The following is a 26,078-nucleotide window of genomic DNA, read 5'->3' as shown; positions in this document are numbered from 1 at the left end:
GAAATGCGTGGGTACGGGGAACCAGCAAGTGCTGCTCGACTATGTAGAGGGCAGCAGCTACGACACCGTAGTGCGGTTGCGGTTCGCGCACAGCGGTAAGTGCGCGGCTGTGGAGAACGCCGGGACCGCCAATGGCGCCAAGGTGATCCAGCGGACCTGTGCCGCCGTACCGGAACAGCAGTGGGTCCTGCGTGCGGCCATGAACTCGACCCAGCTCGACGGCCGCTACAAGGTCGGTGCAGTTCGCCAGCCCGCCGGCAAGGACTACGTACTGGACATCAAGGACTGCAATCCCGCATCCGGCGTCCGGACCTGGGACTGGATTCCGTCCAGCCCGTGCCAGCGCTGGCAGTTCAAGCCGCTGGGCGATGACATCTACCAGATCATCGACCCGTCCACCAACACCGCGCTCCAGCTGTCCGGCTGCTCCCGGCAACCGGCCGCGACCGTCATCGTGTTCGGTGTCGACGAGTCCGAGTGCCAGCGCTGGCGGGTGGAGCCCGCGATCGACGGCACCTGGACGATTCAGCAGGCGGACACCGGGTACACGCTGGACGTGCCGAACTGTGTGGACCAGAAGGTCGACCAGCTGATCGTCTGGCACTACTGGAACGGCCCCTGCCAGCGCTGGAAGCTGACCAGTAGCTGACCAAGTAGCTGATCAGGACGTAATTGGCTGGTTGGGTGCGTGCTGGGGTCGGTACGGTGCTGTTCTCCTAGTGCGAAGAGGTGCAATGACCGAAGTACAGCGGCCGGCTTTGGCGGCCGGTGAGCGGGAGCAGTTGATCGGGTGGCTTGACCTGCAACGGTCGTTCGTCCGGATGAAGTGTCTGGGACTGAGCGCGGAGGATGCCCACCGCAAGGTGGTGCCGACCTCGCCATTGATGACCCCGGCCGGGTTGGTCGCCCACCTCCGCTGGGTGGAGTACTCCTGGTTCCAGCTGGGGATGGCGGGCGTACCCGACACCGGCCAGACACCGTGGGTCGAAGGGGCACACGAGGACGCCGAGATGTTCGTCGACGACGTGCCGCTGGAGCAGTTGCTGGACGAGTACGACGCGGAGTGCCGGCAGTCCAACGCCACCATCGCGGACCTGCCGCTGGACGCCGTGGAGCAGGGCCGGCCGGCCGAGAAGGCGGCCTCGCTGCGGTACGTGCTGTGCCACATGATCGAGGAGACCGCGCGGCACGTCGGCCACCTGGACATCATCCGCGAACTGCTGGACGGCAGCACCGGGTACACCAAACCGGACTGACGGCCGCGCCCCGGCCGGACTGACCTCTGAGGTACCACCCGCGCCGAGGGGTGGATAGGATGTCCGGCATCTGGCACGGGGTAGCGACAAGAGGTGTGATGAGGGAACCCTCCGTACGCCGTTATTCCGGGCGGTCAGTCGAGGAGTGGAAGGCCGCGCGCCGGGAACGGCTGCTGGCCGCCGCGCTCGAACTCTTCGGGACCGATGGATATCCGGCGACATCCGTGGAACGCCTGTGCACACAGGCGAAAGTGTCCACCCGGCACTTCTACCACGAGTTCCAGAACAAGGAGGCCGTGCTGCTCGCGGTGCATGCGCAGGTGATCGAGCTGGCGGTCCGGAACACCGGCGACGCGCTCCGCCGGACCGCCGACCGGCCGGTCACCGAGCGGATCGCGGCGGCCGTCGACTCGTACCTGCGGACGATCATGGCCGACCTGCGCCGGGCCCGGATCTCGTTCGTCGAGGTGGTCGGCACGAGTCCGGCGGTCGAGGAACAGCGGATCGCGTTCCGGGAGCTGCTGATCGGCAATCTGCGCGACGTCGGCGACACCGCGGTCGAGCGCGGCGAGATCAAGCGGAAGGACTTTCGCTTTCTGTCGCTGGCGTTCCTCGGCGCGGTGAACACCGTGGTCTACGACTGGATGCTGGCCGAACCACGTCCGCCGGAGCAGAAGATCCAGAAGTCGTTGCGAGAGCTGGCCGTGCAGCTGATCACGGCCTAGCCGGCTCGTCCGCCGGGCTGTAGCGCTTTCGCAGCTCGGCGATCGCCTCGTCCCGGGTCAGCACGGCACCGGCGTCGTACGCCACCTCGTACGCATCGTTGCCCAAGGCATCACGAAGCTGCTCGACGACGCGGCGCAGGTCGGCGTCCGGGATCGCGCGGTTGCCCTTGATCGCGGCCGCCAGCCCGAGCGTACGCGCTGTCAACTCGGCGCCCTCGGTCAGCAGCATCGCATCCGTCGCGGTTTCGATCACTCCGGACACGACCGGCATGTCCTCGGTGGTGAGCGCCAGCTCGATCGCCTGCCGGCCGCACCGCTCCGCGTCCTCGACGTCGCCGTTGGCGGCGTACATGCGGCTGAGGTGGCCGAGCAGCGACGACTGCCCGTGCGGCGCCATCCGCTCCGCGTTCAGGTCCAGCATCGCGTACGCGCGCTCGGCGAGCTCTTTCGCTTCCTCGAACTGCCCGGCCCGGTGCGCCAGCTTGGCCAGGCCCATGTTCGCCATCGCCTGACCGCCGCGCGACCCGGTCTCCTCGGACAGCCGCATCGCCCGCTCCAGATCGGCGCGCGCCTCGTCGTACTGGCCGAGCTCGGCTTTGTTCATCGCGATGCCGCCGAGCAGTTGCGCGACGCCGTCGGTTGTGCCGAGCTCTTCGATCAGCCGGAGCGCCTCGGTCAGCAACTCCAGCGCCTTCGCGTGCTCGCCCTGACCGGAGTGGTAACCGGCCAGGCCACGGAGCGCCATCGACGTCCCGAACCGGTCGCCGAGGTCGCGGAAGCCGGCCAGCGCGATGGTCAGGTTGACCACCATCTCGCCGGTGTCGCCGTCGTTCTCGCGGAACATCGCGCTGGCCATGATGCCCATGTTGCGAATCCAGGGATCGCGGTGCCGGCCGGCGATCTCCAACTGCTCGAAGCAGGTCGCCTTGTCGCGCCGGATCGCCGCCCAGATCGCGTTCGTGAACAGACCGAGCCCGGACTCGACCAGCTGCGGGTGCCGCCGGGCCAGCCAGCGCACCGTGGCCAGCCCACGGATCACCTGCTGGAACGCCCGGACCGGATCCTCCTCACTGGACATCCGGCCGATCGCGAGCACGTACAGCGCCTCGGCGCGGTCCAGTGGCACGGTCCGGCCCGGTACGGCGAGCGCGGCCTGCAGCCAGCTCACCGCCTCCGCCGGGCGGCCGCTCATCGTCCAGTACTCGCCCAGCACCGCGACCATCTGGACCGCGACGCGGGCTGAGCCGGTGTCGATCGCGTTCCGCAGGGCGTCGAGCAGGTTCTCGTTGTCGGCGGTGAGCCGGGCGATCCACTGCACTTGTTCAGCGGTCCGCATCTTCGGCCGGGCCTTGCGGAGCAGACGGCTGAAGTACGCGGTGTGCGCGCGGCGGAATCGGTCGTACTCACCTGATGCCTTCAGCTGCTCGGCCCCGTACGCGCGGACTGTCTCCAGCATCCGGTAGCGCACGGACCGTTCGTCCGCGGCGGCTTCGACGAGTGACTTGTCCACAAGAGACGCCAGCACGCCAAGCACTGACTCCGGCGGGATGCTCTCGTCGCTGCAGATCTGCTCCGCCGCATCCAGCGTGGCGCCGCCGGAGAACAGCGACAGCCGCCGGGCCACCGCTTGCTCGTCCGGATCGAGCAGCTCCCAGCTCCACTCCACCACCGCGCGCAGCGTCTGGTGCCTGGGCAGCGCGGTCCGCGAACCGCTGGTCAACAGCCGGAACCGGTCGTTCAGCCGGTCCACGATCTGCGGGGGCGTGAGCGCCCGCAGCCGTGCCGCTGCCAGCTCGATCGCCAACGGCATCCCGTCCAGCCGGCGGCAGATCTCCGCGACCGCTTCCCGGTTCACATCAACCAGCTCGAAGTCGGGGCGTACGGCGCGCGCCCGGTCTACGAACAACTGCATCGCCGGGTACGACTCCGTACTGCTGACCAGATCCTCCGGGGGCAGGCCGAGTGATCCAACCGGATGCAAATGCTCACCAGGGATGCTCAGCGGTTCACGGCTCGTAGTCAGCACGCGGAGCCGTGGACAGGAGGCCAGCAGCGAGTCGACCAGGCCGGCCACCTCCAGTACGAGGTGCTCGCAGTTGTCCAGTACGAGGAGGATGCGCCGGTCGCCGATGACCTCCACCAGCCGCTGCGTCGCGGCCCGGATGGTCGGGATGTGCGTCGTGGTGAAAGATGCGGCGGACACGTCCACGTACTCACTCGCCCCGAGCGCTGACAGCACTGCCGGAGCCACATCGGCCGCGTCGCCGAGCGGTGCGAGCTCCACGAACCAGATGCCGTCACCACTCTGGTCGACCAGGCTCCTGCCGGTCTCGTTGGCCAGTCTGGTCTTGCCGGCGCCACCTGGTCCGACCATGGTCACCAGCCGAGTGCCGTTGCTCAGTAGCCGGGTCAGCTCGGCTACGTCCTCTTGACGGCCGACGAAGCTGGTCAAGGGTGCACGGAGGTTGCTGCGCGGTTTCGTTGGAGCAGGTGCCGGTACGACAGAGCTCTTTGCGGCTGGGTCTACTGCATCGCCGCGTAGTACAGACACGTGGAGCTCGCGGAGGCGGGTGCCTGGGTCGGCACCGAGCTCCTCGGCAAGGGTGGTCCGGACTCGTTCGTACGCTGACAGAGCCTCCGCTTGGCGTCCGTCGGCGTACAAGGCGCGGATGAGTAGCTCGTGGACGCGCTCGCGGAGCGGATGGGTGACTGCGAGCTGCTCCAGGTCGGAGATCAGGTCACGGGCGTGGCCGCAGCTCACAGCCGCTTCTGCCAGATCCTCCGCGGCGGCCAGGCGCAGCTCGGCCAGGCGGTCCGCTTCGACGGCGGCGAAGGGCAGGTCACGGAGGTCGGTCAGCGCTTCACCACGCCACAGCTTGTCGGCCTGGGCGAGAAGGGCGTGCGCCTGCTGCGGGTCAGAGGTCAGAAGGGCGCGGCCGCGGCGTACCAGATCCTCGAACTGGAGGGCGTCGACGCAGTCCGGACCGATGGTCAGCGTGTACCCGGCTGGGCCCGACTGCACCGAGATGCTCGACTCGGTCGCGGGCAGACTCGCGCGCAGGCGGGACACCAGCGACTGCAGAGCGTTCGCGCTCGGCGCCTCGCTGCCCCACAACCCGTCGACGAGCGTCTCGACGGAAACCGGCTTCCCCGCACTCAACGCGAGCCGCGCCAGCAAGCCACGCAGCCGGGCACCACGGATGTCGAGCGGACTCCCGTCGGCCGCCCACATCGCGAGAGGCCCAAGCACCGCTATGCGCACCCCACCAGCCTCGCACATCCCCCCGACCAACCGCCCCTGCCTTTTGTCACTTCACCCACCAACCGCCCTGCCTTTTGTCATTTCGCTGCTTTAAGGTCCTGTTTGGATCACCAGACAGGGCCTAAGGTCCTGGTCGTGACAGAAATTGCGGAGCAGACTCAGAACGGGCTGACGCGTCTCGTCGCCGAACGTCAATCCAAAGGGCGGGTGCCCGGGGTGGTGGGCGCCGTCGCCCGGGCCGGGAAGCTGGCCTGGTCGGCCGGGGTGGGGTCCGCGGACCTGGACAACCCGGGTACGCCGCCGACCGCCGACTCGCAGTTCCTGATCGCGTCGCAGAGCAAGACGCTGACCGCGGTCACGATCATGGCGCTGCGCGACGAAGGCAAGCTCAGCCTGGACGACACCGTCGACCAGCTCATCCCGGAGACCAAGCACGCCGGCGTCACCGTCCGGCAGATGCTCAGTCACGCCAGCGGCATGCAGCGCGAGCCGGTCGGCGACGTCTGGGACCTGATGAAGTTCCCGTCCCGCGACGACCTCGTGGCCGGCTGGAACGACGCCGAGCGGATCGGCAAGCCACACCACCGGTTCCACTACTCCAACCTGGTCTTCGCACTGCTCGGCGAAATCGTCGCGCGGATCGAGGGCCGGTCCTGGTACGAGTCGGTGAAGGCCCGCATCCTGGACCCGCTGGAAATGCGCCGGACCACCGTCGGGATGGACGGCGGACCGAACCAGACCGGGTACTACGTGCCGCCGTGGACCGACGTACCGGTCCGGGAGCCGCTGCTCGACATCGGCGCGATGGACGCCTGCGGCGGGCTCGCGTCGACAGCCGAGGACCTGGCCAAGTGGGCGATGTTCGTCGCCAACCCGGTCGACGAGGTGCTGTCGAAGGACACCCTGGACGAGATGTGCCAGGTCCAGATCATGGCCGACACGAGCCGCTGGCAGCTGGCCTTCGGGCTCGGTTTCATGCTGCTGCGCCGCGGCGACCGCTTCTTCGTCGGCCACGACGGCGGCATGCCCGGCCACATCACCTCCACCTTCGTCCATCGCGAGTCGGGTACGGCCGGGATCGCGCTCTTCGGCGCCACGTCCTCCCCCGCACCGAGCGCCCTGGCCACCGACCTGGTGATCAAGGTCCTCGAGGAGGACCCGCTGCCCGCCGACCCGTGGCTCCCCGGCACCGAGGTCCCCGCCGAACTCACCGGCGTCCTCGGCACCTGGTACTCCGAGGGCAGCCCGTTCACCTTCACGGTCAAGTCCGGTGTCCTCCAGGCCAAGTCCCCCGACGCCGCCGAACACCTGGCCCCCGCCGTCTTCGAACGCATCTCCGAAGACACCTACCGCACCATCTCCGGCCGCGAAACCGGCGAACTCCTCCGCATCACCCGCGACCCCGCCGGCCACCCCACAAAGTTGCACTGGGCAACCTACCTCTGCACCCGCCAACCCCTGGCCTTCGCCGACCTCAACAACAGCTAGCCGCACGCAAAGGGCCCGGGGAGATCCCGGGCCCTTTGTGGGTGGTTGGTCAGGTGCGGCGGCGGTAGGCGCGGATGGCTAGGGGGGCGAAGACTGCTACCAGGCCGATCATCCAGGCGAGGGTGATCAGGAGGGGTTTCTGGATCGGGCCGCCGAGCATCAGGCCTCGCATGGTGTCCACCAGGTACTTGACCGGGTTGACCTTGACGAAGGCCTGGAGGAAGCCGGGGAGGGTGTCGGTCTTCACGAAGACGTTGCTGCCGAAGGTGAGTGGGAACATCACCAGGAACGCGATGCCCTGGACGCCTTGGGCGGTCTTCAGTGACAACCCCAGCCAGACCCAGATCCAGCACATCGACAGCGCGAAGGCCAGCACGATCACCAGCGCCAGCAGGCCGTACCCGACGCCGTTGCCGAAGCGGAAGCCCAGCGCGAAACCCGTACCCATCAGGATCACGATCGACAGCGAGTACCGGACCGCGTCGCCGAGAACCGCACCGACCAGCGGCGCGACTCGGGCGATCGGCAGCGAGCGGAAGCGGTCGAACACGCCCTTCGCGAAGTCGTCGTTCAGCGCGACGCCGGTGCCCATCGTGGAGAACACGACCGTCTGCACCAGCAGACCGGGCAGCAGGAACGGCAGGTAGTCGCGCCAGCCGGCGCCCTGCGCGATCGCCCCGCCGAAGACGAACAGGAACAGCACCAGGAAGATGATCGGCTGGAACGTGACGTCCGCCAGGGCTTCCGGGTTCTGCCGGATCCGGACGATGTTCCGCCAGGCCAGCGTCAGGCTCTGCTGCACCCAGGCGAACGGCCGGCCGCGGTGGCCCGCGTGGGCCGGTGTTTCGAGAGTTGCCGTACTCATCGGCCCACTCCTTCCAGAACGTTCTCGGACTTCTTCGCTTCGGCGGTGTGCCCGGTCAGCGCCAGGAACACCTCGTCCAGGCTGGGCAGCCGCAACGACAGTTCGGTGACCGCGATGCCTTCCTCGTCCAGCCGGCGTACCACCACCGGCATCGACGATCCGTCCGTCACCGGCACGCTGACCAATGTGTTCACCACGTCGACCGTCGGGCGTACGCCGACCGACTCGGCCACGATGGCGGCCACCCGCTCGAGATGCGACGGCTCCGCCGGGCGGACGTCCAGCGACTGCTTGCCCGCCTGTGCTTTCAGCTCGGCCGGACGGCCGGACGCGACCACGGAGCCCTTGTCGAACACCACGATCGAGTCGGCCAGCGCATCCGCCTCCTCCAAGTACTGCGTGGTGAGCAGGACGGTGGTCCCGTCGAGCACCAGGTTGCGGACTGTCTCCCAGACGCCGTTGCGAGCGTGCGGGTCCAGGCCGGTGGTGGGCTCGTCCAGGTACAGGATGCTCGGGTTGCCGACCAGGCTCGCGGCCAGGTCGAGCCGGCGGCGCATACCGCCTGAGTACGTCTTGGCGATCCGCTCACCCGCGTCGGTCAGCTCGAACCGCTCCAGCAGCTCGTCCGCCTTGGCGCGGGCTTGCGGCCGGGTGTGGCCGAGCAGCCGGCCGATCATGATCAGGTTCCGGCGGCCGGACATGTCCTCGTCGACCGACGCGTACTGCCCGGTCAGGCCGATCGTGCTGCGGACCTTGCCGGCCTCGCGAACGACGTCGTAGCCGCCGACCGTGGCGTGGCCGGCGTCCGGGCGGACCAGCGTGCCGAGAATCCGGACCGCCGTCGTCTTGCCGGCGCCGTTCGGCCCGAGGACGCCGAGGACCGTACCGGTCGGCACGCTCAGGTCGACGCCGGCAAGCGCGGTGGTACTGCCATATTTCTTGACCAAGCCGACCGCCTCGATGGCGACCTGGTTCGTTGTGGTCATCGGGTTCCTCCCAGTGGATTACTGCACTGGGACTACCGTGCCGCCCGGCTCTGGCACCACCCTGGCTTTTGGCTGACAGGCCCTGTCAGCGCGCTGTCTCAGCCTCCAGCGGCAAGATGCGGTTCGCCAGCAGCGCCTGGTACGCCTCCGGGTTGTACCGCGCCAGGTTGCCGCGGGCCTTCCGCCGGTACTTGATGATCTGCCGCGTACCGATCGCCCACAGCACGTACTGGAACGCCAGCGCGAACTTGAAGTCGCCGATCGCCTGCGGTGCGCCACCGGACGACGCGTCGAGCAGTACGCCGACCATGCCGATGCACAACAGGGTCGCGATGAACCCACCGGTGTTGACCATGCCGTTGGCGGCACCGAACCGAGTAGTGGGGTTGAACGTCCGCGCATAGTCCAGTCCGAGCATCGAACCAGGTCCACCAGCCGCCTGTACGACGATCAGTAGCAGTAGTACCGGCATCGGCGCACGACCGGGCCAGAGCAGTACGACAGTCCACATCACCACTGAGCCCGCTATGACTGCCAGCACGATCCAGGACCGGTAGAACGGGAACCTGGCTGCGTACCGGCCGACTACTGGCCCGTAGCAGAGTCCCGCGAGGACGGGGATGATCAACATCGCCGCAGCGGTGGTCGGCGCGACCCCTTGTCCCTGGACTAGGAACGGGAAGCCCCAGAGCAGTCCGAACGTACTACCGGAGAAGCTGGTGGTGAAGTGCGTCCACAGCCCCAGGCGAGTGCCCGGCTCTCTCCAAGCACGGCGGAGGTTCTTGCGTACCTCACTGAGCGGCTGCTTCGCCCGGCGGACCGGTTCGTCGTACGGGGCGTCCTTGATCAGGAACAGGACAAGTACACCGGTCAGCAGGCTCAGTACGCTCGCGGTGGCGAACGTCGGCGTCCAGCCGAACGCGTGGAACGCGGCAGCCATCGGTACAGTCGACATGATCGCTCCGAGACCACCGAGCATTCCGGTCGCCTGAGACATCACCGGCTGTCGCAGCGCGGGGAACCAGGACATGACGACCCGTAGCACGCTGATGAACACCAGCGCGTCGCCAACACCCAGTACTGCCCGTGCGGCCAGCGCTGCCGGGTACGAGTCGACCATGCTGAAGGCGGACTGCGCTACGAAGAGCAGACCGGACGCTGCGAGCAACAGCCGCTTGGAGCCGTAGCGATCGAGTAGTACGCCAACCGGAACCTGCATGGCGGCGTACACAGTGAGCTGCACGACCGTGAAGCTGGCCAGCGCGGACGCCGAGATGTGGAAACGCTCCGCGGCCTGCAGTCCGGCCACACTCATCGATCCGCGGTGCAGAACGGTCACGAGGTACGTCAGGACAGCGGTAGTCCAGACCACCCAGGCACGCCGTCCGCCCAGAGGGAAGTCGGTCACCGAGTCCCCCGCAAGTCAGTAGCAGCTTCGGCGATGTGCGTGACGACGAGCTCGAGGAACCGCTCGACGCTGTTCCCACCGAGCGCGTCGATCATCTCCTGGTGCGCGGTGATCGACCTGTCCATCCGGGCCGGCTGGACCTCGATCCCGGGCACGCCCATCCGGACCTGACGGTCCCGCAGGCTGTTGTAGAGCTTGGCCAGGATTTGGTTGCCGGCGGCATCGACAATCGCCTCGTGGAAAGCCCGGTCGGCCTCCAGGAAGCTCTTCGCGTCGCCGTCGCGGCGGCACGCGCGCATCGCGTCGACGCGCGCGGTCAGGGTCTCGATCAGCTGCTTGCGGCGCGGCCAGACCTGCGCGGCGGCATGCGTCTCGATCAGCTCACGGGCCTCCAGGACGTCGTCGATCTCCTGCGGAAGCACCGGCTGTACGAGCGCGCCCTTCTTCGGGTAGAGCTTGACCAGACCGGATTCCTCCAGCCGGAGCAGCGCCTCCCGGACCGGCGTCCGCGAAACGCCGACCGCGGTGGCCAGTTCGCCCTCGGTGAGCAGTTCACCGCCCGGGTACGCCCGGTCCAGGATTGCTGCCTTCACGTACGCGTACACCCGCTCCGCTGCCGGGATCTTCTCGGCTTCGGGCGCCGCCTCGACCACCACCCGGGCGATCTCCGCGGTCTGTTCGCCGAGCACCAACGCGTCATCTGCCGGACCGCCCGGCTCCCCGCCTACCACTGAACTCCCCACCCATACGACTCGTATCTTTGTTGTATCTATCTTACACACACAGACAATCCACCGCTGAGCCACGGTATTCCCCAACTTGTCCACGAGTTATCCACAGGCCGATCCACAGTGTGTGGGCAACTGAGCGTGATCCGGCAGACGCTAGGTAGTGACAAGCGCAGGGTTTCCCGTGCGTTGTGGACAAAGAACTCCGTCGCCGCGGAATCGGTTCTAGAGTCTCCGGTTACCGGTCCGGGCCCGTCCGCCCCGGCCAAGCCCCTGAGGAGGCAGCGTGTCCCGATTCTCCCGTCCCCGCCGGCTGGCGGCAGGCCTCTCCGCCGCCGCGCTCGCGTGCATGTCCCTCGGCGCCGCGACCAGCGCGCACGCCGGACCGAGCGCCGAGCCGGCCGCCGGCCCACTGATGAACTACGTGGTCAACGCCAAGGCCACCCCAGGTCACGTCCGCAAGGCGGAGGACGCGGTCCGCGACGCCGGCGGCACCGTCCTGACGTCGTACCAGCAGTTCGGCGTGATCGTCGCCCAGTCGACGAACCCGGACTTCCGGACCGACGTCCGCGCCGGAAAGAACGGCCGCGAGGTGCAGTCCGTCGGTGCGACCCGGACCGCCGCGGTCAGCGAAGGCGCCGGCGGTCTGAACGCGACGGACGAGGCCCAGGCGACCCCGGTGCTCGACCCACGCGAGGGCGAGCAGTGGGACATGGTCCAGATCAAGGCCGACCAGGCCCATCAGGTGACCGACGGCTCCCGCAACGTCCTGGTCGGCATCAACGACAGCGGCGTGGACGACACCCACCCGGACCTCGCGCCGAACTTCGACGCCCGCGACTCGGTCAGCTGCGTGAACAACGGCGTACCGGACACCACCGCCGGTGCATGGCGGCCGACAACCAGCTCCCACGGCACGCACGTCGCCGGTACGGTCGCGGCCGCGCGCAACGGGGTCGGCATCGTCGGCGTGGCGCCCGGCGTACGCATCGCGTCGGTGAAGGTTGTGAACGACGCCGGCTTCATCTACCCCGAGTACTCGATCTGCGGGATCGTCTGGGCGGCCGAGCACCGCATGGCCGTGACGAACCACAGCTACTTCATCGACCCGTTCGAGTTCTGGTGCAAGGACAACGGCGACCAGGGCGCGGTGCAGGAAGCAGTGCGCCGGGCGTACGCCTGGGCCACCGACCAGGGCACGCTCTCCGTCGCGGCGGCCGGCAACTCGAACTACGACCTGTCGAACAAGACCACCGACAACAACAGCCCGAACGACTCCACCGCGGTGCCGCGGACGATCAACAACGACTGCCTGGACATGCCGACCGAGCTCCCCGGCGTGATCACCGTCGCCAGCACCACGCGCGCCGTCGCGAAGAGCAGCTTCTCCAACTTCGGCCTGCACAAGATCGACGTCGCCGCTCCCGGCAGCTCGATCCTCTCCACGCTCCCCGGCGGCCGGTACGGCCTGATGAGCGGCACCTCGATGGCCTCGCCGCACGTCACCGGGATCGCCGCCCTGATGAAGTCCACCCACCCGTGGTGGGGTCCGCGCGAGCTCGAGCGCGCCCTGCAGCGCGAGGCCGACGACACCGCCTGCCCGGCCACGCCGGACGCGCGCTGCACCGGCACCACCGCCAACAACTCCTTCTTCGGCGAAGGCATCGCCGACGCGCTGGACGCCGTCCAGCGCTGACCCCGAGACCGAGTGGGGGTCCGCCGCCCGGGCCTCCACTCGTTTCCTTATCCCAGCACTCGTTCCTTTGCCTTATCCCAAGGTGATCAGCACGATGCCCGCGACCACGACAGCCGCCGCCGCGGCGCGTTTCGGGCCGAAGCGTTCGTGGAAGAACAGGGCGCCGATGATCGCGCCGAAGATGATGCTGGTCTCGCGGAGGGCGGCGATGGCGGCGAGCGTGCCGCGGGTCTGCGCCCAGAGCACGAGGCCGTAGGCGGCCATCGAGACGACACCGCCGGCCAGGCCGGACAGGATGGCCGGGCGCGGCAGGTCGAACGCGCGCGGTCCGCGCCAGCACAGGACCGCGATCGGGACCGCGAAACCTTGAAGCATGAAGACCCAGCCCATGTACGTCGCGACCGGCATCTTGTGCACTGCCACGCCGTCGACGACGGTGTACGACGCGATCATCAGGCCCGTACCGAATGCTGCCAGCAGCGCGGGAGCCTGGCGTCGTCCAGGGCGGCCGATGAAGACGAGACCGATCAGGCCGCCGGAGATCAGCAGTACGCCGGCCAGCTCGATCAGCGCCAACTGCTGGTTCAGGATCACGATCGACACGACGGCGACCACCCACGGTGACGTACCGCGCGCCAGCGGGTACATCTGGCTGAACTGACCCAGCTGGTACGAGGCGAGCAGACCGCCCAAGTACGCGAGATGCAGTACCGCCGACGCGATGATGTACCCCCACGTACCGGCTGGTGGCAGCCCCATCACGAGCACCGCGACCAGACCGATCACGCCGGCCGCCAGCTCGAACAAGGCGAGCCCGGCGACCCGGTCCGGTGCCCCGTGCGCCATCGCGTTCCACGTGGCATGCAGGACGGCCGCACCGAGCACCACCAAGATCACCAGCACGCCAACACCTTCTCACCGACCAGCAGGTGGATGCCGTCGGCTGCTTCTTTCCGGAACTTTTCCGTCGCTGGGCGCAGGATTGTTTCCGCAAAGCCGGTGAGAAGCGCGAAGGCCCGGGTGGGTGCCCGGGCCTTCGGTGCTGCTGGTGGTTCAGAACATCAGGGCGCGGGCGGGATCCTCGAGGATGCTCGCGACATCGGCGAGGAAGGTGGAGCCCTTTTCGCCGTCGATCAGGCGGTGGTCGAAGGACAGCGCGAGGGTGGTGATCCAGCGCGGAACGATCTCGTCGTCCACCACCCACGGCTGCTTCCGGACCGCCCCGAACGCGAGGATCGCGGCCTCACCCGGGTTGATGATCGGCGTCCCCGCGTCGACGCCGAAGACGCCGACGTTGGTGATCGTGAACGAACCACCCGCTTGGTCAGCCGGCTGCGTCTTGCCTTCGCGGGCCGTCGCGACGAGGTCGTTCAGTGCGCGGCACAGGTCCGGCAGGGTGAGCGATTCGGCGCCCTTGATGTTCGGGACGATCAGTCCGCGCGGGGTGGCCGCGGCGATCCCGAGGTTCACCGCGCCCTTGTACACGATCTCCTGCGCCTGCTCGTCCCAGGCAGCGTTGATGATCGGCGTACGCCGCGCCGCCAGCGTGACCGCCTTCGCCACAATCAGCAACGGCGAAACCCGCAGTTCCCGGAACGCGCGATCGTTCTTCAACCGCTCGACCAGCTCCATCGTGGCGCTGACATCCACGGTGATCCACTCGGTCACATGCGGCGCGCTGAACGCACTGGCAACCATCGCCTGCGCCATCACCTTCTGCACACCCTTGACCGGCACCCGCGTATCACCCAGCCCACTCACCGCAGGCGCAGGCGCGTACGCCGGAGCAGCCGCAGCCGCGTACGCCGGAGCAGCTTCCGCCGGAGCCGCCACGTACGACTCGACGTCCGCCCGGGTGATCACCCCACCCGGCCCAGTAGCAGTCACCGCCCCAAGATCAACCCCCAACTCCTTAGCCAACTTCCGCACCGGCGGCTTAGCCAACACGTGCGCCAACCCGTTGCCCCCAGCAACCGCTGCAGCACCTGTAACTGCAGCTGTGCTTGCAGACAAGCCGGTTGAGGCGGGGTGCCCCGGCACAGCCGCACCCGATCCAGGTACGGCCGACGCAGGCACCGCCGGTGCAGGCGCACCAGTCGCCGCCGGAGGAGCGGGAGTTGAGGCGAGCGCGGCAGCACCCGCTGCGGCCGGGGGTGTGCTCGCCGGAGTTGAGGCGGGCGCGGCAGCACTCGCTGCGGCCGGGGGTGTGCTCGCGCCCGCAGCCGGAGCCAGCGCCGGGCTGGCGGAGGCTGCGGTTGCCGGGGTGGCTGACTTGCGGGGGCGGCGTTTGGCGTCGGTGGTTTTGGGGCCGTAGCCGACCAGGACGGCGGTGCGGCCGCCGTTTTCGGGTTCGGGGATGGTGGGGACCATGTCGTCGGCGAGTGGTTCCGCGCCGGCGGACTCGGTCTGCACGGAGATGATCGGCGTACCGACCGGGACCGTCTCCCCTTCGGGCACCAACAGCTCGGTGATCACGCCCGCGAACGGCACCGGAAGTTCGACCAGCGACTTCGCGGTTTCGATCTCCACCACGGTGTCGTTGAGCTTCACGGTGTCGCCGGGCTTGACCTTCCAGCTGACGATCTCGGCCTCGACCAGGCCTTCCCCGACATCGGGGAGCCGGAACTGCTGTACGCCCATCAGTACCCCATCACCCGGTCGACGCCGTCCAGCACCCGGTCCAGGTCCGGAAGGTAGTCGTCCTCCATCCGCGACGGTGGGTACGGAGTGTCGTACCCGGTCACCCGCAGCACCGGCGCCTCGAGGTGGTAGAAGCACTCCTCGGTCACCCGCGCCGCGATCTCCGAGCCGGTACCGAGCGACAGCGGCGCCTCGTGCACCACCAGCGCCCGCCGGGTCTTCTTCACCGACGCGAAGATCGTCGCCAGGTCCAGCGGCGAGATCGTCCGCAGGTCGACGACCTCCAGGTTCCGCCCGTCCTCGACCGCGGCTTCGGCCGCCTGCAGACAGGTCTTCACCATCGGGCCGTAACAGAACAGCGTCGCGTCGGTGCCTTCGCGCACGACCTTCGCCTGGTGCAGCGGCTGCGCCGGCGGCGTCGCCTCGTCCAGCTCGGCCTTCTCGTGGTACCGCCGCTTGGGCTCGAAGAACACCACCGGGTCGTCGGACGAGATCGCCTGCTGGATCATCCAGTACGCGTCCACCGGGTCGCCGCAGGAGACCACCTTCAGCCCGGCGACGTGCGCGAACAGCGTCTCCGGCGACTCGGAGTGATGCTCGACCGCGCCGATCCCGCCGCCGTACGGAATCCGGATGACGACGGGCATCCGGATCCGGCCCATCGACCGGTAGTGCATCTTCGCGACCTGGCTGATGATCTGGTCGTACGCCGGGAACACGAACCCGTCGAACTGGATCTCGCAGACCGGCCGGTACCCGCGCAGGGCCAGCCCGACCGCGGTGCCGATGATGCCGGACTCGGCCAGCGGGGTGTCGATCACCCGGTCCTCGCCGAAGTCCTTCTGGAGTCCTTCGGTGACCCGGAAGACCCCGCCGAGCTTGCCGATGTCCTCGCCCATCACGAGCACCTTCGGGTCGTTCTCCATCGCGGCCCGCAGACCGGCGTTGATGGCCTTGCCGAGAGTGATCTTCGTCATCGCTCAGCCCTCGCCTTCGAACGACGCGGCGTAGGCGGCGAACTGCTCGCGCTGCTCGGCCAGTTGCGGCGTCTCATCGACGTACACGTTCTGGAAGAAGTCGGTGAGCACCGGGTCCGGCAGCGCCAGGCAGCCGGCCCGCAGCTCGGCGGCGATCTTGTCCGCCTCGGCGTCGAGCTCCTCGAAGTAGTCGTGATCCACGCCGGCGTGCCGGGTCAGGTACGCGTGCACGCGCTCGATCGGGTCCTTGAGCTTCCAGTGCTCCAGGTCCTCGTTCAGCCGGTACTTGGTCGGGTCGTCGGAGGTGGTGTGCGCACCCATCCGATAGGTGTACGCCTCGATCAGCGACGGTCCGCTGCCCTCGCGAGCGCGCTTCAGGGCCTGCTGGGTGACGGCGTACGTCGCGAGCACGTCGTTGCCGTCGACGCGTACGCCCGGGAAGCCGAAGCCGGCCGCGCGCTGGTACAGCGGAATCCGGGTCTGCCGGTCGATCGGCTCCGAGATCGCCCACTGGTTGTTCTGGCAGAAGAACACCACCGGCGCGTTGAACACCGAGGCCCAGATGAACGCCTCGTTCACGTCGCCCTGGCTGCTGGCGCCGTCGCCGAAGTACGCGATCGTCGCCTCGCCGCTCTCGGCGTCGCCGATCGCGTGGTCGCGCTGCTGACCCATCGCGTACCCGGTCGCGTGCAGCGTCTGGGCGCCGATCACGATCGTGTACAGGTGGAAGTTGTTGTCCTTCGGGTCCCAGGCGCCCTGGTCGACGCCGCGGAACAGGCCGAGCAGGTTCAGCGGGTTGACCCCCTGGCACCACGCGACACCGTGTTCCCGGTACGTCGGGAAGACCATGTCCTTGCGGTTCAGCGCCCGGCCGGAGCCGATCTGCGCGGCCTCCTGACCGAGCAGCGACGCCCACAGGCCGAGCTCGCCCTGGCGCTGCAGGGCGGTCGCCTCGGCGTCGATCCGGCGGACCAGGACCATGTCCCGGTAGAAGCCCTTGATCGCCTCGTCGTCCAGGTCGAACGTGTAGTCCGGGTGCTCGACGCGCTCGCCTTCGGGCGTCAGCAGCTGGACGAACTCGACCTCCTCGGAGGCCTGGGGCGGACTGACCGGCGCCTTGTGGGGCGCGAACACTTCCGGGGCAGGGCCCGGCACCGTCTCACTCACATGCACTCCTCGGGTTCGAGCGCGGGATCGCCGCGACCGCAACGTTGCACGGGGGCCGGCCCTTCAGCCGGGTGCGGCTTCTGCAGGCAGGTCCTCGTGGATCCAGGGGCTGATGCACTGCTGGCAGTGGACCTCCTCACTGGTCTCACTCCCATCTTGCCGGACACCGTACAGACCAGGTGCCTGATCCGCTAACTGTCTGGACTTTGGTGCGTACGGCGGTACCGGAACCGGTCTCAGGATGAGACACCAGTCCACCCACTGGTCCCATCATCGCGCTCATGTGACAGAAATCCAGTACACCGACGACAAGTGTCACAAATAGGTCTCGATCGGCACGCCCGAGTCGGCCGATCGGCTCCGTGACCTGGCGGGAATCAGCGCATCGATGGCCGGAAACCACCTTGCGCGGCCGATCTGGCGGGTTCTAACGTAAGCATCGTTCGTGCAAAACACCCCTGACATGATCGAGGAGGTACGGATGGCCGCGTCCGCGCCGGCCCACGTCGCAGGCCCCGACTCCCGGGCCGGTTCCGGGGCGATGATCTGGACCGCGCTCGTGGTCGTCTACATCGTCTGGGGATCGACCTACCTGGCCATCCGGGTGGTGGTGGAGGCGCACATCCCGCCGATGCTCGGGATGGCCGGCCGGTTCCTCACTGCCGGCATCCTGCTGGCCACCGGGCTGGCGCTGAAGTCCGGGTGGCGGCGGCTGCGGATCACCCGCCGCGAGGCGGTCGGCGCGGCCACCGTCGGCGTACTGCTGCTTGCCTTCGGCAACGGTGCGGTGGCGGTCGCGGAGCAGACCGTACCGTCCGGCCTGGCCGCACTCCTGGTCGCCGCGATCCCGCTGTGGCTGATGCTGCTCCGCGTCGGCGGCGGCGAGCGGCCGCGGGCGATGACCTGGAGCGGCGTACTGATCGGCTTCGGCGGCGCCGCGCTGCTCGCGTTGTCAGGTGGCAACACGAGCGCGAAGCCGCTGTCGGTGGCGATCCTGGTGCTCGGCACGATCTGCTGGGCGACCGGCTCCCGCTTCGCGCCGCGGCTCGGGCTGCCCCGCGACCCGCTGGTGACGGCGTTGTACGAGATGCTGTTCGGCGGCACGGCGATGATCCTGCTCGGCGTACTCCGCGGCGAACCGGGACGACTGCACTTGGATCAAGTAGACCAATCCGGCTGGTTCGGCCTCGCGTACCTGGTGGTGTTCGGCTCGCTGCTGGCGTACACCGCGTACTCATATCTCTTGGCGAATGCGCCGATCTCACTGATCGGGACGTACGCGTACGTGAACCCGGCGGTGGCGGTACTGCTCGGGTGGCTGATCCTGAACGAGAGCCTGACCTGGCAGATCCTGCTCGGCGGCGCCGTGATCATCGTCGGGGTCGCGCTGGTGGTCACCTCGGAGCGCCGGCGCGCTTAGTACCCCGTAGACAGGAAAGACCCGGACCCACGAAGGGTCCGGGTCTCCCACCGCTGCCGATGCGCGCGGCAGCGGGTCTGGCCGCCGGTCGCGCCCTGCCCCGAAAAAACACGGCGCGAAACTCCGGCAATGGTTCCAACATATTCCGACGAATCGTGCTATTGCCAATTCGGCGGCCACCGAGCCCACCGAAACAATCCTCCGATTCACCGGGTATCCGTCACCCGCGCTGACTCAACGACGTACGGATCGGTCGGTTACGGGTCGTTTCATCTCAGTTTCCACTCGCTCCGGCGACCGTCCCGTTGCTGGTAAGTTGCCTGGTCAGCACGGGTTTGATTGCTTCGTCAGGCAACTCATCACCGGTCGGCTATGGACGAGATCGGCGCCGAAAAAATCGGCCAAAAAGTTTGTAACCAGGTCTGCCAGGTGTCGTTAGCACTAAGACGAATCCGTCAAACCCGAAAGGAAACCTGGCATAATGCAGGTAACTCGCAAGATCGTCGCAGCCGCGGCAGTGGCGACCGTCGCCACCCTTGGTCTGGCCACCGTTGTGAGCGCGAACGTGCTCGACGACACCCAGAAGAAGGCTCAGGACATGGGCCTGGCGGACGCGGCGTCGGCGGCCAGCAAGGCCTACGGCGGCAACCACGGCTGGTACGGCGTGAAGAAGAACGGCGACCTGGTTGCGATCGACGACAACAACATCGGCCCGTTCCAGGCCTGCCACCTGTTCGGCTCCGGCACCGGCATCGGCGGCAACGTGCCGGCGAGCGACGTGGTCGGCGTTGTCGGCTTCTTCAACAACGGCAACTCGGTGACCGCGGTCAAGACCTGTGAGCAGGGTAGCGAGCAGAACAACCGCAAGTGGTACAAGGCGGACGGCAACGGCATCCTGTCGGTCAGCCGCAACAACGTCGGCCCGTTCCAGGCTTGCCACAACGAGCTGTCCGCGACCGGTATCGGCGGCAACGTTCCGCTGACGAACCTGTCCGGTGTCCTCGGTCTGGGCAACGACGGCAACTCCGTCGACACGCTGAAGACCTGCGAGCAGGACTCCGCGCAGAACAACTGACCCTCCCTGGTCAGTGATGATGCAGGACCCGAAAGAGCCACCTCGGTGGGGTGACTGATTCGGAGCAACACCAGCAACACCGCGGTGCCGGGAGAAAGCCTCACTCTCCCGGCACCGTTTTTTGTGCTCCTCGCGTCCCTGGCCGGGTCAGAGGCCGACCCCCACACCCCTTCTTTTTTGCTTTTGTGTGGTCCGGTCAGAGATCGGCCCCCACACTCCTTCTTTTTGTGCTTTTGTGTGGTCCGGTCAGAGATCGCGGAGGTCGACCGTCGAGCCGTTCGCGAGGTCCCGGCCGACCAGCGACCAGATGCCGGCCGCCGCTGCCTCCGGGGTGGTCAGTGCGCCGGAGCGTTTGAGGTCGTGGAAGCGCGCCACCGACGGGAAGTCGGTCTCGTCCGTGGCGCGGATCGCCGACTGCATCGCGGTGTCGACCACGCCGGGCGCGACGGAGATCACGCGGCATCCGTCCGCGGGCTGCTCCTGGCCGACCGTACGCACCCAGTGCTCGACGGCCGCCTTGCCCGCGTTGTACGACGACCACCCCGCGTACGCCGTCTTCGCGGCACCGGACGACAGCATGATCAGGTGCCGCTCGCAGCTCAGGTGGGCGGACGCCCGCAGGAACGCTGCTCCGAGCACCTGCGGGGCGGCCGAGTTGAGCAGTACGGCCCGCGCGTACGCGGCTGGGTCCGCGCCGGCGGCCGGGCCGATCGGCGTCACCGTGCCGGCGTTGTGGATGAAGATCACCCGCTCACCCGCGTACGCGGCCAGCTCGGCGGCGAAATGATCCGCGACCCGGGACCAGTCAGCCGGCTCGGAGAGGTCGGCGCGGAAGTGCTCCGCCGTACCGCCGCCACGTGAGATGTCCACCACCCGCGCCCCCGGAAACGGCACCGCCGCGGCCAGCGCCGCCCCGATCCCAGCCGAAGCCCCGGAAATCCACACCAGAGTGCTCATCCACCGACCCTCCCACGACCACCCCGCGGAGCCCCCACCGCACCGATCGAAATGCCCACCCCCGCCGAGCCGGGGCTACTTGCGCCAGTTGCGGGCGACCTCGAGGAACAGGTCGTTGGCTTCGCGTTCGCCGATCGTGACGCGGACGCCGTCGCCCGGGAACGGGCGCACCGACACGCCCTCCGCCTGGACCGCCGCCGCGAACTCCACCGTGTCCTCGCCCAGCTCGAGCCAGACGAAGTTGGTCTCCGACTCCGGCACCTGCCACCCGGCGTCGGTCAGCGCGCCGACGAGCCGCCGCCGCTCCTCGACCAGCGCGTCGACCCGCTCGAGCAGCTCGTCCTCGACCCCGAGCGACGCGATCGCCGCCGCCTGCGCGACGTAGCTGACCCCGAACGGCAGCGCGCACTTCCGGATCGCCGCGACCACCGGCGGGTGCCCGATCGCGTACCCGACCCGGAAGCCGGCCAGCCCGTACGCCTTCGAGAAGGTCCGCAGCACCAGCACGTTCGGCCGGTCGCGGTACAGCTCGACGCCGTCGACGACATCGGTTTCGCGGACGAACTCGCGGTACGCCTCATCGACCACGACCAGCACGTGCGGCGGTACGGCGGCCAGGAAGGCGATCAGCTCCTCGCGGCGGACGACCGGACCGGTGGGGTTGTTCGGCGTACACACCAGCACGACCTTCGTACGATCCGTGATCGCGGCTTCCATCGCCTTGAAATCGTGCCGTGCCTCCGCGGTCAGCGGTACCTGCACCGAGGTCGCGCCGGTCAGCTGGACCGCGATCGGGTAGGCCTCGAAGGAGCGCCAGGCGTACACCACCTCGTCACCTTCGGTGACCGTCGCCTGGAGGAGGTGGTACAGCAGCGCGACCGATCCGGTCCCGACCGCGAGATCGCTCACCGGTACGCCGAACCGGGCCGAGAGCGCCTCGAGCAGGTCGACCGCACCCATGTCCGGGTAGCGGTTCATCTGCGCGGCCGCCTCGGTGGCGGCGGCCAGCACACCGGGCAGTGGCGGGTACGGGTTCTCGTTGCTGGACAACTTGTACGTCGGCCGGCCGTCGGACCGCTCGGGCGGACGGCCCGGCTTGTAAGCCGGCACATCGTCCAGACACGCGCGAAAGCGAACCTCGTTGTCAGGGGTCATGCCCGCAGGTTAGTCCTTACCGGACGGCCCGGCCCAGAGCAGGGTTTGACTCCGGATACGGCGAGCCTCAAACTGACTGATTGTCGGACAATCAGGGGATCGGACACCCGGTCTCAACGGTCAGGGAGGGTACGCATGGGTCAGCCGCTGGAGTGGGGTCGCCGGTATCTGATGGTCCGCCCGGACCACTTCCGGATCGACTACGTGATCAATCCGTACATGTCCACCCAGGACCAGCCCGACCCGGTGCTGGCACTGAAGCAGTGGGAGTCGCTGCGGCAGGCGATCGTCGACGCCGGCGGCTCGGTCGAGGTGCTCGACCAGCGCCCGGACTCACCGGACATGGTGTACGCGATGAACCTCGGGCTGGCCGCCGCGGACGGCCGCGCGATGCTTTCGCACATGCGGTTCGAGCCGCGCCGGAAGGAGTCGCTGAGCGCGGCCGACTGGTTCACCGGGCACGGGTTCGCACTCGCCCGGACCGGCGGCGAGGGGATCGGGCCGCACTTCGAATCCGGGGACGCGTTCGTGTTCGGCGACGGCCTGGTCGTCGGGTACGGCCCGCGCACCGAGGCGGAGGCGCTCAAGCACCTGGCGACCGAATGGAACATCCGGGTCCGCGGGCTACGGATCGCGCACGAGGGGATGTACCACCTCGACCTGCCGTTCTGCCCGGTGGACAGTACGCACGCGATGATCTACCCGCCGGCGTTCGACGCCGCGAGCCAGGCCGAGCTGGCCGGGATCGTGCCGGACCCGATCGTGCTCACCGACGAGGAGGCGTTCGCGTTCACCGCGAACTCGCTGGTGGTCGGCGAGACGATCATCATGCCGGCCTGCTCCGAGCGGCTGCACGAGGTCTTCACCGGGCTCGGCCTGCGCGTGGTCGTCCTCGACCTGACCGAGTTCCACAAGGGCGGCGGCTCGGCCCGCTGCCTGACCAACCCGCTGGACTTCCCGCTCGCCCCGATCGCCACCCCGGGCGGCGAACTCATCCTTCCGGTCTAGTGTCCTGAGTCGGACGTTCGGCTCAGGACACTAGGGCTTACTGGTCGACCAGATGATGTCGAGGCTCGCCGGATCCCAGCCGTTGAACTGAATCCACTGCAGAGCCTTGGTCCGGCCGTCCGGGCCGAAGACGTCGATGGTGACCGAGATCGCCTCCGGGTTCTTCGGGTCGGTCTTCGAGTTCGTGTAGTCGACCTCGAAGCCCGGCCCGATGTACGGCAGCTTCGCCATGATCGGGTACTTCTGCCGCAGCCGGGCCTGGGTCTGGTCGAACTTGCGCCCGGCCTCGGCTTCGAGCTCGCGTTCCTGCGACGGGTTGTTCTGCCCCCACTGACGGCCCTCGGCGCTGTTCGCGTACAGGTACATCTTGAAGCTCAGGTTGTCGCCGCTGCGGGCGGTGATCGTGGTGGTGTACGTCCGGAAGCCGCGCCGCTCACCGACCAAGGTGTGCGTCCCCGGCTTCACCTTCACGTCCCCGTTGGCGGCGACCTGGTGACCGTCGATGGTGAGGGTCAGGTCGTTCGGGATCGACTGCACGGACAGCTTGGCCTCCGAGCCGCCGCGGAGCAGCAGGAAGCCGCCGATCAGCACGGCCAGCACCACCACGACCGCCGCGACGGTCATCAACGGCCGCCGGTTCTCGTCCAGCATGGCTGTTTCCTGTCCCTCTCGTCAGTTCGGCTTCGGGGTGGTCGTCGTCGGGGCCGGCGCGTTCTTCAGCCGGTACACCGTGAACTGCTCACCGACGCTGTACAGGTTGCTCGCCTCCGGCACGTGGCCGTGCAGCGAAGCGGACGCCGAGTTGTACCCGTTGCCGTCGCCCCACGGACCGACGTACAGGTAGGTGTGACCCGGTCCGTTCAGGATGTCACCCGGCTGCATGCCGCCCGGAGGAATCGAGTGCCAGGATAGGTACTTCCCCGAACTCTCCAGGTAGTTCCGCTGGACGTCGGTGCCCACGTTCGGGTAGTCCTTGTCAGCGCCGCTCATGTGCATCACGGTCGCGACGAAACGGCCACAGTCGCTGTACGGGTCGTCGCCGCTGGAGCCGTCGTTGTACTCCTCCATCGCGGCCACGTACTCCGGCTTCGCGATACTGGCCGCGACGCCGTCGTGACCGTCCTGCGGCCAGGCCAGGCCCTTCGCGACCTGGGCGATGTTGCCGCTGCCGGCGCCACAGCCGCCACCGCCATCCGCCCCACCCGCCGGCGCCGAGCCGGCGAACTTCTCGTACACCCGCTTGGCGTTCGCTCTCCGGTTGTTGTACTCCGCGGCGTTCGGATCCATGCTGAACCGTTCGAAGTACCGGCCGAAGGCGTACGCGGCGTCGTTGTAGGTCGTCGTCGCCTTGACCGCGTCACCGGCCCCCTTCTCCGGCAGCGGCCCTTCCCCGATCAGCTGCTTGCGGACGAAGTCGAGCTGGAACGCCAGCGAACCGATGGTGGCGTCGTCGATGTTGGCGCCCCTGGCGGCATTGATCATCTTGCTGGCCGGATACCACTGCACCAGCCCCCAGGCGCGGCCGGTGTTGACGGCGTCGGCCGGGCTGGTCAGCGTCCCGGTCGGGGTGCCGTCGTTCAGCAGGGTCGGCTGGACCTGCGACTCGGCGATCATGTTGCCGACGATGCCGGCCGCTTGCTCTTTGCTGTAGCCGTTCTGGACCAGGTAGTTGAACGCCTGCTGCTCGTTGTTGGCGCCGGTCAGGTTCTGGTTCGCGCAGCTGCAGCCGGAGCTGGCCGGCTTCGCGTCGCCGAACGGATTGTCGGGGAGCTTGACGCTGGCGAGCTTGCCGTTGTCCTGCTGGGTCCAGAGCTCGAAGTGCAGGTGCGCACCGGTCATCCCGGGCGAGTCCTCGTCGTGCGAGCCCGAGGTGCCGATCTGGTCGCCGCGCTTGACGTCCTTGCCGACCGTGACCGAGATCGACTTCAGGTACAGGTACCGGGTCTGGATGCCTTCGCCGTGCTCGATCTGGATCTCGTTGTTGTCGATCGAGACGACCTTGCCGTCGCCGGCGGCGAAGACCTTGCTGCCTTCCTTCACATCGAAGTCGTAGCCTTTGTGGCTGTCACCGCTCTCGTCGGACCACTGCTTGGAGATCTCTTTCTTCTCCGTCGGCCAGGCGAACGGGCTGCTCTCGCCGGCGTCGCTGGTCTCGCAGCTGGCGGCCGAGGCGTTCCAGTTGCCGAGCACCCCGAGGATCATCACGATCACGACGATCAGCGGCAGACCCAGCGTCACCAGGCACCCGCCGCCCAGCAGCGGTCCTTTGTTGTCTGCCACGTCTGCTCCTCGCTTGCTCGGGTGGCTCACCGCGCCGATCCGCGGAGAGGGGCGGCCACCAGGCAAAATGCTGCCCGAAAACCGGGTCATCATGCCGGGAGTTATCCACAGGCCGGTCCGCCGGGTGCCTCCGGAGGAGGGTCGGACGCGACATCCGGCCGGGTCTGGACGAGAATCACCCCATGTACGAACGGCTGCGGGTGGACCGCTCGACCACGGTGGACCGGGTGGTCGACGCGCTCCGCGCCGCCCTGTTCGCCGGTGACCTGGAGCCCGGTACGCCGCTGCGTGAGCAGCCGCTGGCAGAGGCACTCGGGGTCGCCCGGAGCACGATCCGGGAGGCGATGACCATGCTGGTCACCGAGGGCCTCGCGGTCCGGGAGCCGAACAAGGGGGTCAGCGTCGCGATCCTGCACCCGGCCGCGGTGGCCGACATCTGCCGGGCCCGGATGGTGCTGGAGTCGGCCGGGATCCGGGCCTGGTTCGACGCCGACGAGACGGCCCGGGAGCGGGTCCGGGAGGCGATGCGGGTGTTCGCCGCGACCGCCAAGGACGGTGCGGACCCGGAGGCGATGACCGAGACCCACCTGGCCATCCACCGCAGCCTGGTCGCGCTGACCGGCAGCGAGCGGCTGATCGCCACCGCCGACGCGGTCACCGGCGAGGCGCGGCTGGCGCTCGCGCGGGTGGACGCGCTCCGCCAGGACGCCCGCCAGCAGGTCGCCTCGCACCGCAAGCTGATCCGCCTGCTGGAACGCGGCGAACTCGACGAGTGCGTCGAGGAACTCCGCCGCCACCTGGCCGGCGCCGAAGAATCCCTCCTGGAAGCCATCACCACACCCCCAACCTGAACCCCACCCCAAGCCACCCCAAGCCACCCCAAGCCACGCCCAGCCACCCCAAGCCCCACCCCACGCCCCACCCGTGCCCAACTGACACCTCCGCCTGACGCCCCATCTGAGGGGTCAACCCCCGAGCTTGTGGG

The 26,078-nt window shown here is 68.3% G+C and carries 21 protein-coding genes; 8 read left to right on the top strand and 13 right to left on the bottom strand.

Annotation, left to right across the window (positions count from 1 at the left end; genetic code table 11):
• The first annotated feature begins 734 nt into the window (after positions 1 to 734).
• Both ABD260_RS00220 and ABD260_RS00215 read left to right on the top strand, forming a co-directional pair.
• Positions 735 to 1,256, top strand: a complete 522-nt coding sequence (locus ABD260_RS00220) for a DinB family protein (protein ID WP_344231212.1) — start codon at positions 735 to 737, stop codon at positions 1,254 to 1,256.
• A gap of 98 nt (positions 1,257 to 1,354) precedes the next feature.
• Positions 1,355 to 1,981, top strand: coding sequence for a TetR/AcrR family transcriptional regulator (locus ABD260_RS00215; RefSeq protein ID WP_344231211.1), 627 nt, complete (start codon positions 1,355 to 1,357; stop codon positions 1,979 to 1,981).
• Here ABD260_RS00215 and ABD260_RS00210 read toward each other — a convergent pair.
• Complete coding sequence (locus ABD260_RS00210) at positions 1,971 to 5,231, bottom strand: ATP-binding protein (protein WP_344231210.1); 3,261 nt, start codon at positions 5,229 to 5,231, stop codon at positions 1,971 to 1,973. The two genes, ABD260_RS00215 and ABD260_RS00210, sit on opposite strands and share 11 nt — an antisense overlap.
• A 147-nt stretch (positions 5,232 to 5,378) precedes the next feature.
• On the opposite strand from ABD260_RS00210, the gene ABD260_RS00205 reads away from it, so the two are divergent.
• Positions 5,379 to 6,731, top strand: coding sequence for a serine hydrolase domain-containing protein (locus tag ABD260_RS00205; RefSeq protein WP_344231209.1), 1,353 nt, complete (start codon positions 5,379 to 5,381; stop codon positions 6,729 to 6,731).
• A gap of 49 nt (positions 6,732 to 6,780) precedes the next feature.
• On the opposite strand, the gene ABD260_RS00200 is transcribed toward ABD260_RS00205, so the two are convergent.
• From ABD260_RS00200 to ABD260_RS00185, 4 genes are all read right to left on the bottom strand, one after another.
• Entirely contained in the window at positions 6,781 to 7,596 is an 816-nt protein-coding gene (locus ABD260_RS00200) for an ABC transporter permease (protein ID WP_344231208.1), read from the bottom strand.
• Positions 7,593 to 8,582 carry an ATP-binding cassette domain-containing protein gene (locus ABD260_RS00195; protein WP_344231207.1) on the bottom strand — a complete coding sequence of 330 codons (990 nt, stop codon included), beginning with the start codon at positions 8,580 to 8,582 and terminating at the stop codon, positions 7,593 to 7,595. Before ABD260_RS00195 ends, ABD260_RS00200 begins: the two co-directional genes overlap by 4 nt.
• Positions 8,583 to 8,667: 85 nt before the next feature.
• Entirely contained in the window at positions 8,668 to 9,990 is a 1,323-nt protein-coding gene (locus tag ABD260_RS00190) for an MFS transporter (RefSeq protein ID WP_344231206.1), read from the bottom strand.
• Complete coding sequence (locus ABD260_RS00185) at positions 9,987 to 10,733, bottom strand: GntR family transcriptional regulator (RefSeq protein ID WP_344231205.1); 747 nt, start codon at positions 10,731 to 10,733, stop codon at positions 9,987 to 9,989. The genes ABD260_RS00190 and ABD260_RS00185 overlap by 4 nt, the downstream gene beginning before the upstream one ends.
• Positions 10,734 to 11,004: 271 nt before the next feature.
• On the opposite strand from ABD260_RS00185, the gene ABD260_RS00180 reads away from it, so the two are divergent.
• The gene (locus tag ABD260_RS00180; protein WP_344231204.1) at positions 11,005 to 12,414 is read left to right on the top strand and encodes a S8 family peptidase; all 1,410 of its coding nucleotides are present in this window, start codon (positions 11,005 to 11,007) and stop codon (positions 12,412 to 12,414) included.
• A gap of 72 nt (positions 12,415 to 12,486) precedes the next feature.
• On the opposite strand, the gene ABD260_RS00175 is transcribed toward ABD260_RS00180, so the two are convergent.
• The 4 genes from ABD260_RS00175 to pdhA form a co-directional block, all read right to left on the bottom strand.
• Complete coding sequence (locus ABD260_RS00175) at positions 12,487 to 13,317, bottom strand: EamA family transporter (RefSeq protein WP_344231203.1); 831 nt, start codon at positions 13,315 to 13,317, stop codon at positions 12,487 to 12,489.
• A 150-nt stretch (positions 13,318 to 13,467) separates the two neighbouring features.
• Entirely contained in the window at positions 13,468 to 15,054 is a 1,587-nt protein-coding gene (locus ABD260_RS00170) for a dihydrolipoamide acetyltransferase family protein (protein ID WP_344231202.1), read from the bottom strand.
• Positions 15,054 to 16,031, bottom strand: coding sequence for an alpha-ketoacid dehydrogenase subunit beta (locus ABD260_RS00165; protein ID WP_344231201.1), 978 nt, complete (start codon positions 16,029 to 16,031; stop codon positions 15,054 to 15,056). The genes ABD260_RS00170 and ABD260_RS00165 overlap by 1 nt, the downstream gene beginning before the upstream one ends.
• Positions 16,032 to 16,034: 3 nt before the next feature.
• On the bottom strand, positions 16,035 to 17,198 hold the full coding sequence (gene pdhA, locus ABD260_RS00160) for a pyruvate dehydrogenase (acetyl-transferring) E1 component subunit alpha (protein WP_425553255.1): 1,164 nt from the start codon (positions 17,196 to 17,198) through the stop codon (positions 16,035 to 16,037).
• A gap of 445 nt (positions 17,199 to 17,643) precedes the next feature.
• Between pdhA and ABD260_RS00155 the strand changes: the two genes are divergently transcribed.
• Both ABD260_RS00155 and ABD260_RS00150 read left to right on the top strand, forming a co-directional pair.
• Positions 17,644 to 18,618, top strand: a complete 975-nt coding sequence (locus ABD260_RS00155; RefSeq protein ID WP_344231200.1) for an EamA family transporter — start codon at positions 17,644 to 17,646, stop codon at positions 18,616 to 18,618.
• A 481-nt stretch (positions 18,619 to 19,099) separates the two neighbouring features.
• A complete protein-coding gene (locus ABD260_RS00150; RefSeq protein ID WP_344231199.1) occupies positions 19,100 to 19,693 on the top strand; it encodes a hypothetical protein in 594 nt (197 codons plus the stop codon).
• A 246-nt stretch (positions 19,694 to 19,939) separates the two neighbouring features.
• Here the strand turns inward: ABD260_RS00150 and ABD260_RS00145 are convergent, their stop codons facing one another.
• Both ABD260_RS00145 and hisC read right to left on the bottom strand, forming a co-directional pair.
• Positions 19,940 to 20,650, bottom strand: coding sequence for an SDR family NAD(P)-dependent oxidoreductase (locus ABD260_RS00145; RefSeq protein WP_344231198.1), 711 nt, complete (start codon positions 20,648 to 20,650; stop codon positions 19,940 to 19,942).
• Positions 20,651 to 20,725: 75 nt separating this feature from the next.
• Positions 20,726 to 21,805 carry a histidinol-phosphate transaminase gene (gene hisC, locus ABD260_RS00140; RefSeq protein WP_344231197.1) on the bottom strand — a complete coding sequence of 360 codons (1,080 nt, stop codon included), beginning with the start codon at positions 21,803 to 21,805 and terminating at the stop codon, positions 20,726 to 20,728.
• Positions 21,806 to 21,940: 135 nt separating this feature from the next.
• Between hisC and ABD260_RS00135 the strand changes: the two genes are divergently transcribed.
• Complete coding sequence (locus ABD260_RS00135; RefSeq protein ID WP_344231196.1) at positions 21,941 to 22,813, top strand: dimethylarginine dimethylaminohydrolase family protein; 873 nt, start codon at positions 21,941 to 21,943, stop codon at positions 22,811 to 22,813.
• A 30-nt stretch (positions 22,814 to 22,843) separates the two neighbouring features.
• Here the strand turns inward: ABD260_RS00135 and ABD260_RS00130 are convergent, their stop codons facing one another.
• Together ABD260_RS00130 and ABD260_RS00125 are read right to left on the bottom strand one after the other, a co-directional pair.
• On the bottom strand, positions 22,844 to 23,464 hold the full coding sequence (locus ABD260_RS00130; protein ID WP_344231195.1) for a PEGA domain-containing protein: 621 nt from the start codon (positions 23,462 to 23,464) through the stop codon (positions 22,844 to 22,846).
• Positions 23,465 to 23,485: 21 nt separating this feature from the next.
• Positions 23,486 to 25,093 carry a phage tail tip lysozyme gene (locus ABD260_RS00125; RefSeq protein ID WP_344231194.1) on the bottom strand — a complete coding sequence of 536 codons (1,608 nt, stop codon included), beginning with the start codon at positions 25,091 to 25,093 and terminating at the stop codon, positions 23,486 to 23,488.
• Between the two features lie 182 nt (positions 25,094 to 25,275).
• On the opposite strand from ABD260_RS00125, the gene ABD260_RS00120 reads away from it, so the two are divergent.
• Positions 25,276 to 25,944, top strand: coding sequence for a GntR family transcriptional regulator (locus ABD260_RS00120; protein WP_344231193.1), 669 nt, complete (start codon positions 25,276 to 25,278; stop codon positions 25,942 to 25,944).
• The last annotated feature ends 134 nt before the right edge of the window (positions 25,945 to 26,078 follow it).

The organism is Kribbella hippodromi (genome assembly GCF_039531045.1).
GTDB classification, from domain to species: Bacteria; Actinomycetota; Actinomycetes; order Propionibacteriales; family Kribbellaceae; genus Kribbella; species Kribbella hippodromi.
The sequence above is the reverse complement of the archived record's forward strand: the minus strand, read 5'-3'. Positions and strand labels throughout refer to the sequence as shown.

Coding starts and splice junctions, on each gene's coding strand:
- ABD260_RS00220 (WP_344231212.1), top strand. CDS start 735: ATGACCGAAGTACAGCGGCCGGCTTTGGCGGCCGGTGAGCGGGAGCAG.
- ABD260_RS00215 (WP_344231211.1), top strand. CDS start 1,355: ATGAGGGAACCCTCCGTACGCCGTTATTCCGGGCGGTCAGTCGAGGAG.
- ABD260_RS00200 (WP_344231208.1), bottom strand. CDS start 7,596: ATGAGTACGGCAACTCTCGAAACACCGGCCCACGCGGGCCACCGCGGC.
- ABD260_RS00195 (WP_344231207.1), bottom strand. CDS start 8,582: ATGACCACAACGAACCAGGTCGCCATCGAGGCGGTCGGCTTGGTCAAG.
- ABD260_RS00170 (WP_344231202.1), bottom strand. CDS start 15,054: ATGGGCGTACAGCAGTTCCGGCTCCCCGATGTCGGGGAAGGCCTGGTC.
- ABD260_RS00165 (WP_344231201.1), bottom strand. CDS start 16,031: ATGACGAAGATCACTCTCGGCAAGGCCATCAACGCCGGTCTGCGGGCC.
- ABD260_RS00150 (WP_344231199.1), top strand. CDS start 19,100: ATGCAGGTAACTCGCAAGATCGTCGCAGCCGCGGCAGTGGCGACCGTC.
- ABD260_RS00145 (WP_344231198.1), bottom strand. CDS start 20,650: ATGAGCACTCTGGTGTGGATTTCCGGGGCTTCGGCTGGGATCGGGGCG.
- hisC (WP_344231197.1), bottom strand. CDS start 21,805: ATGACCCCTGACAACGAGGTTCGCTTTCGCGCGTGTCTGGACGATGTG.
- ABD260_RS00135 (WP_344231196.1), top strand. CDS start 21,941: ATGGGTCAGCCGCTGGAGTGGGGTCGCCGGTATCTGATGGTCCGCCCG.
- ABD260_RS00130 (WP_344231195.1), bottom strand. CDS start 23,464: ATGCTGGACGAGAACCGGCGGCCGTTGATGACCGTCGCGGCGGTCGTG.
- ABD260_RS00120 (WP_344231193.1), top strand. CDS start 25,276: ATGTACGAACGGCTGCGGGTGGACCGCTCGACCACGGTGGACCGGGTG.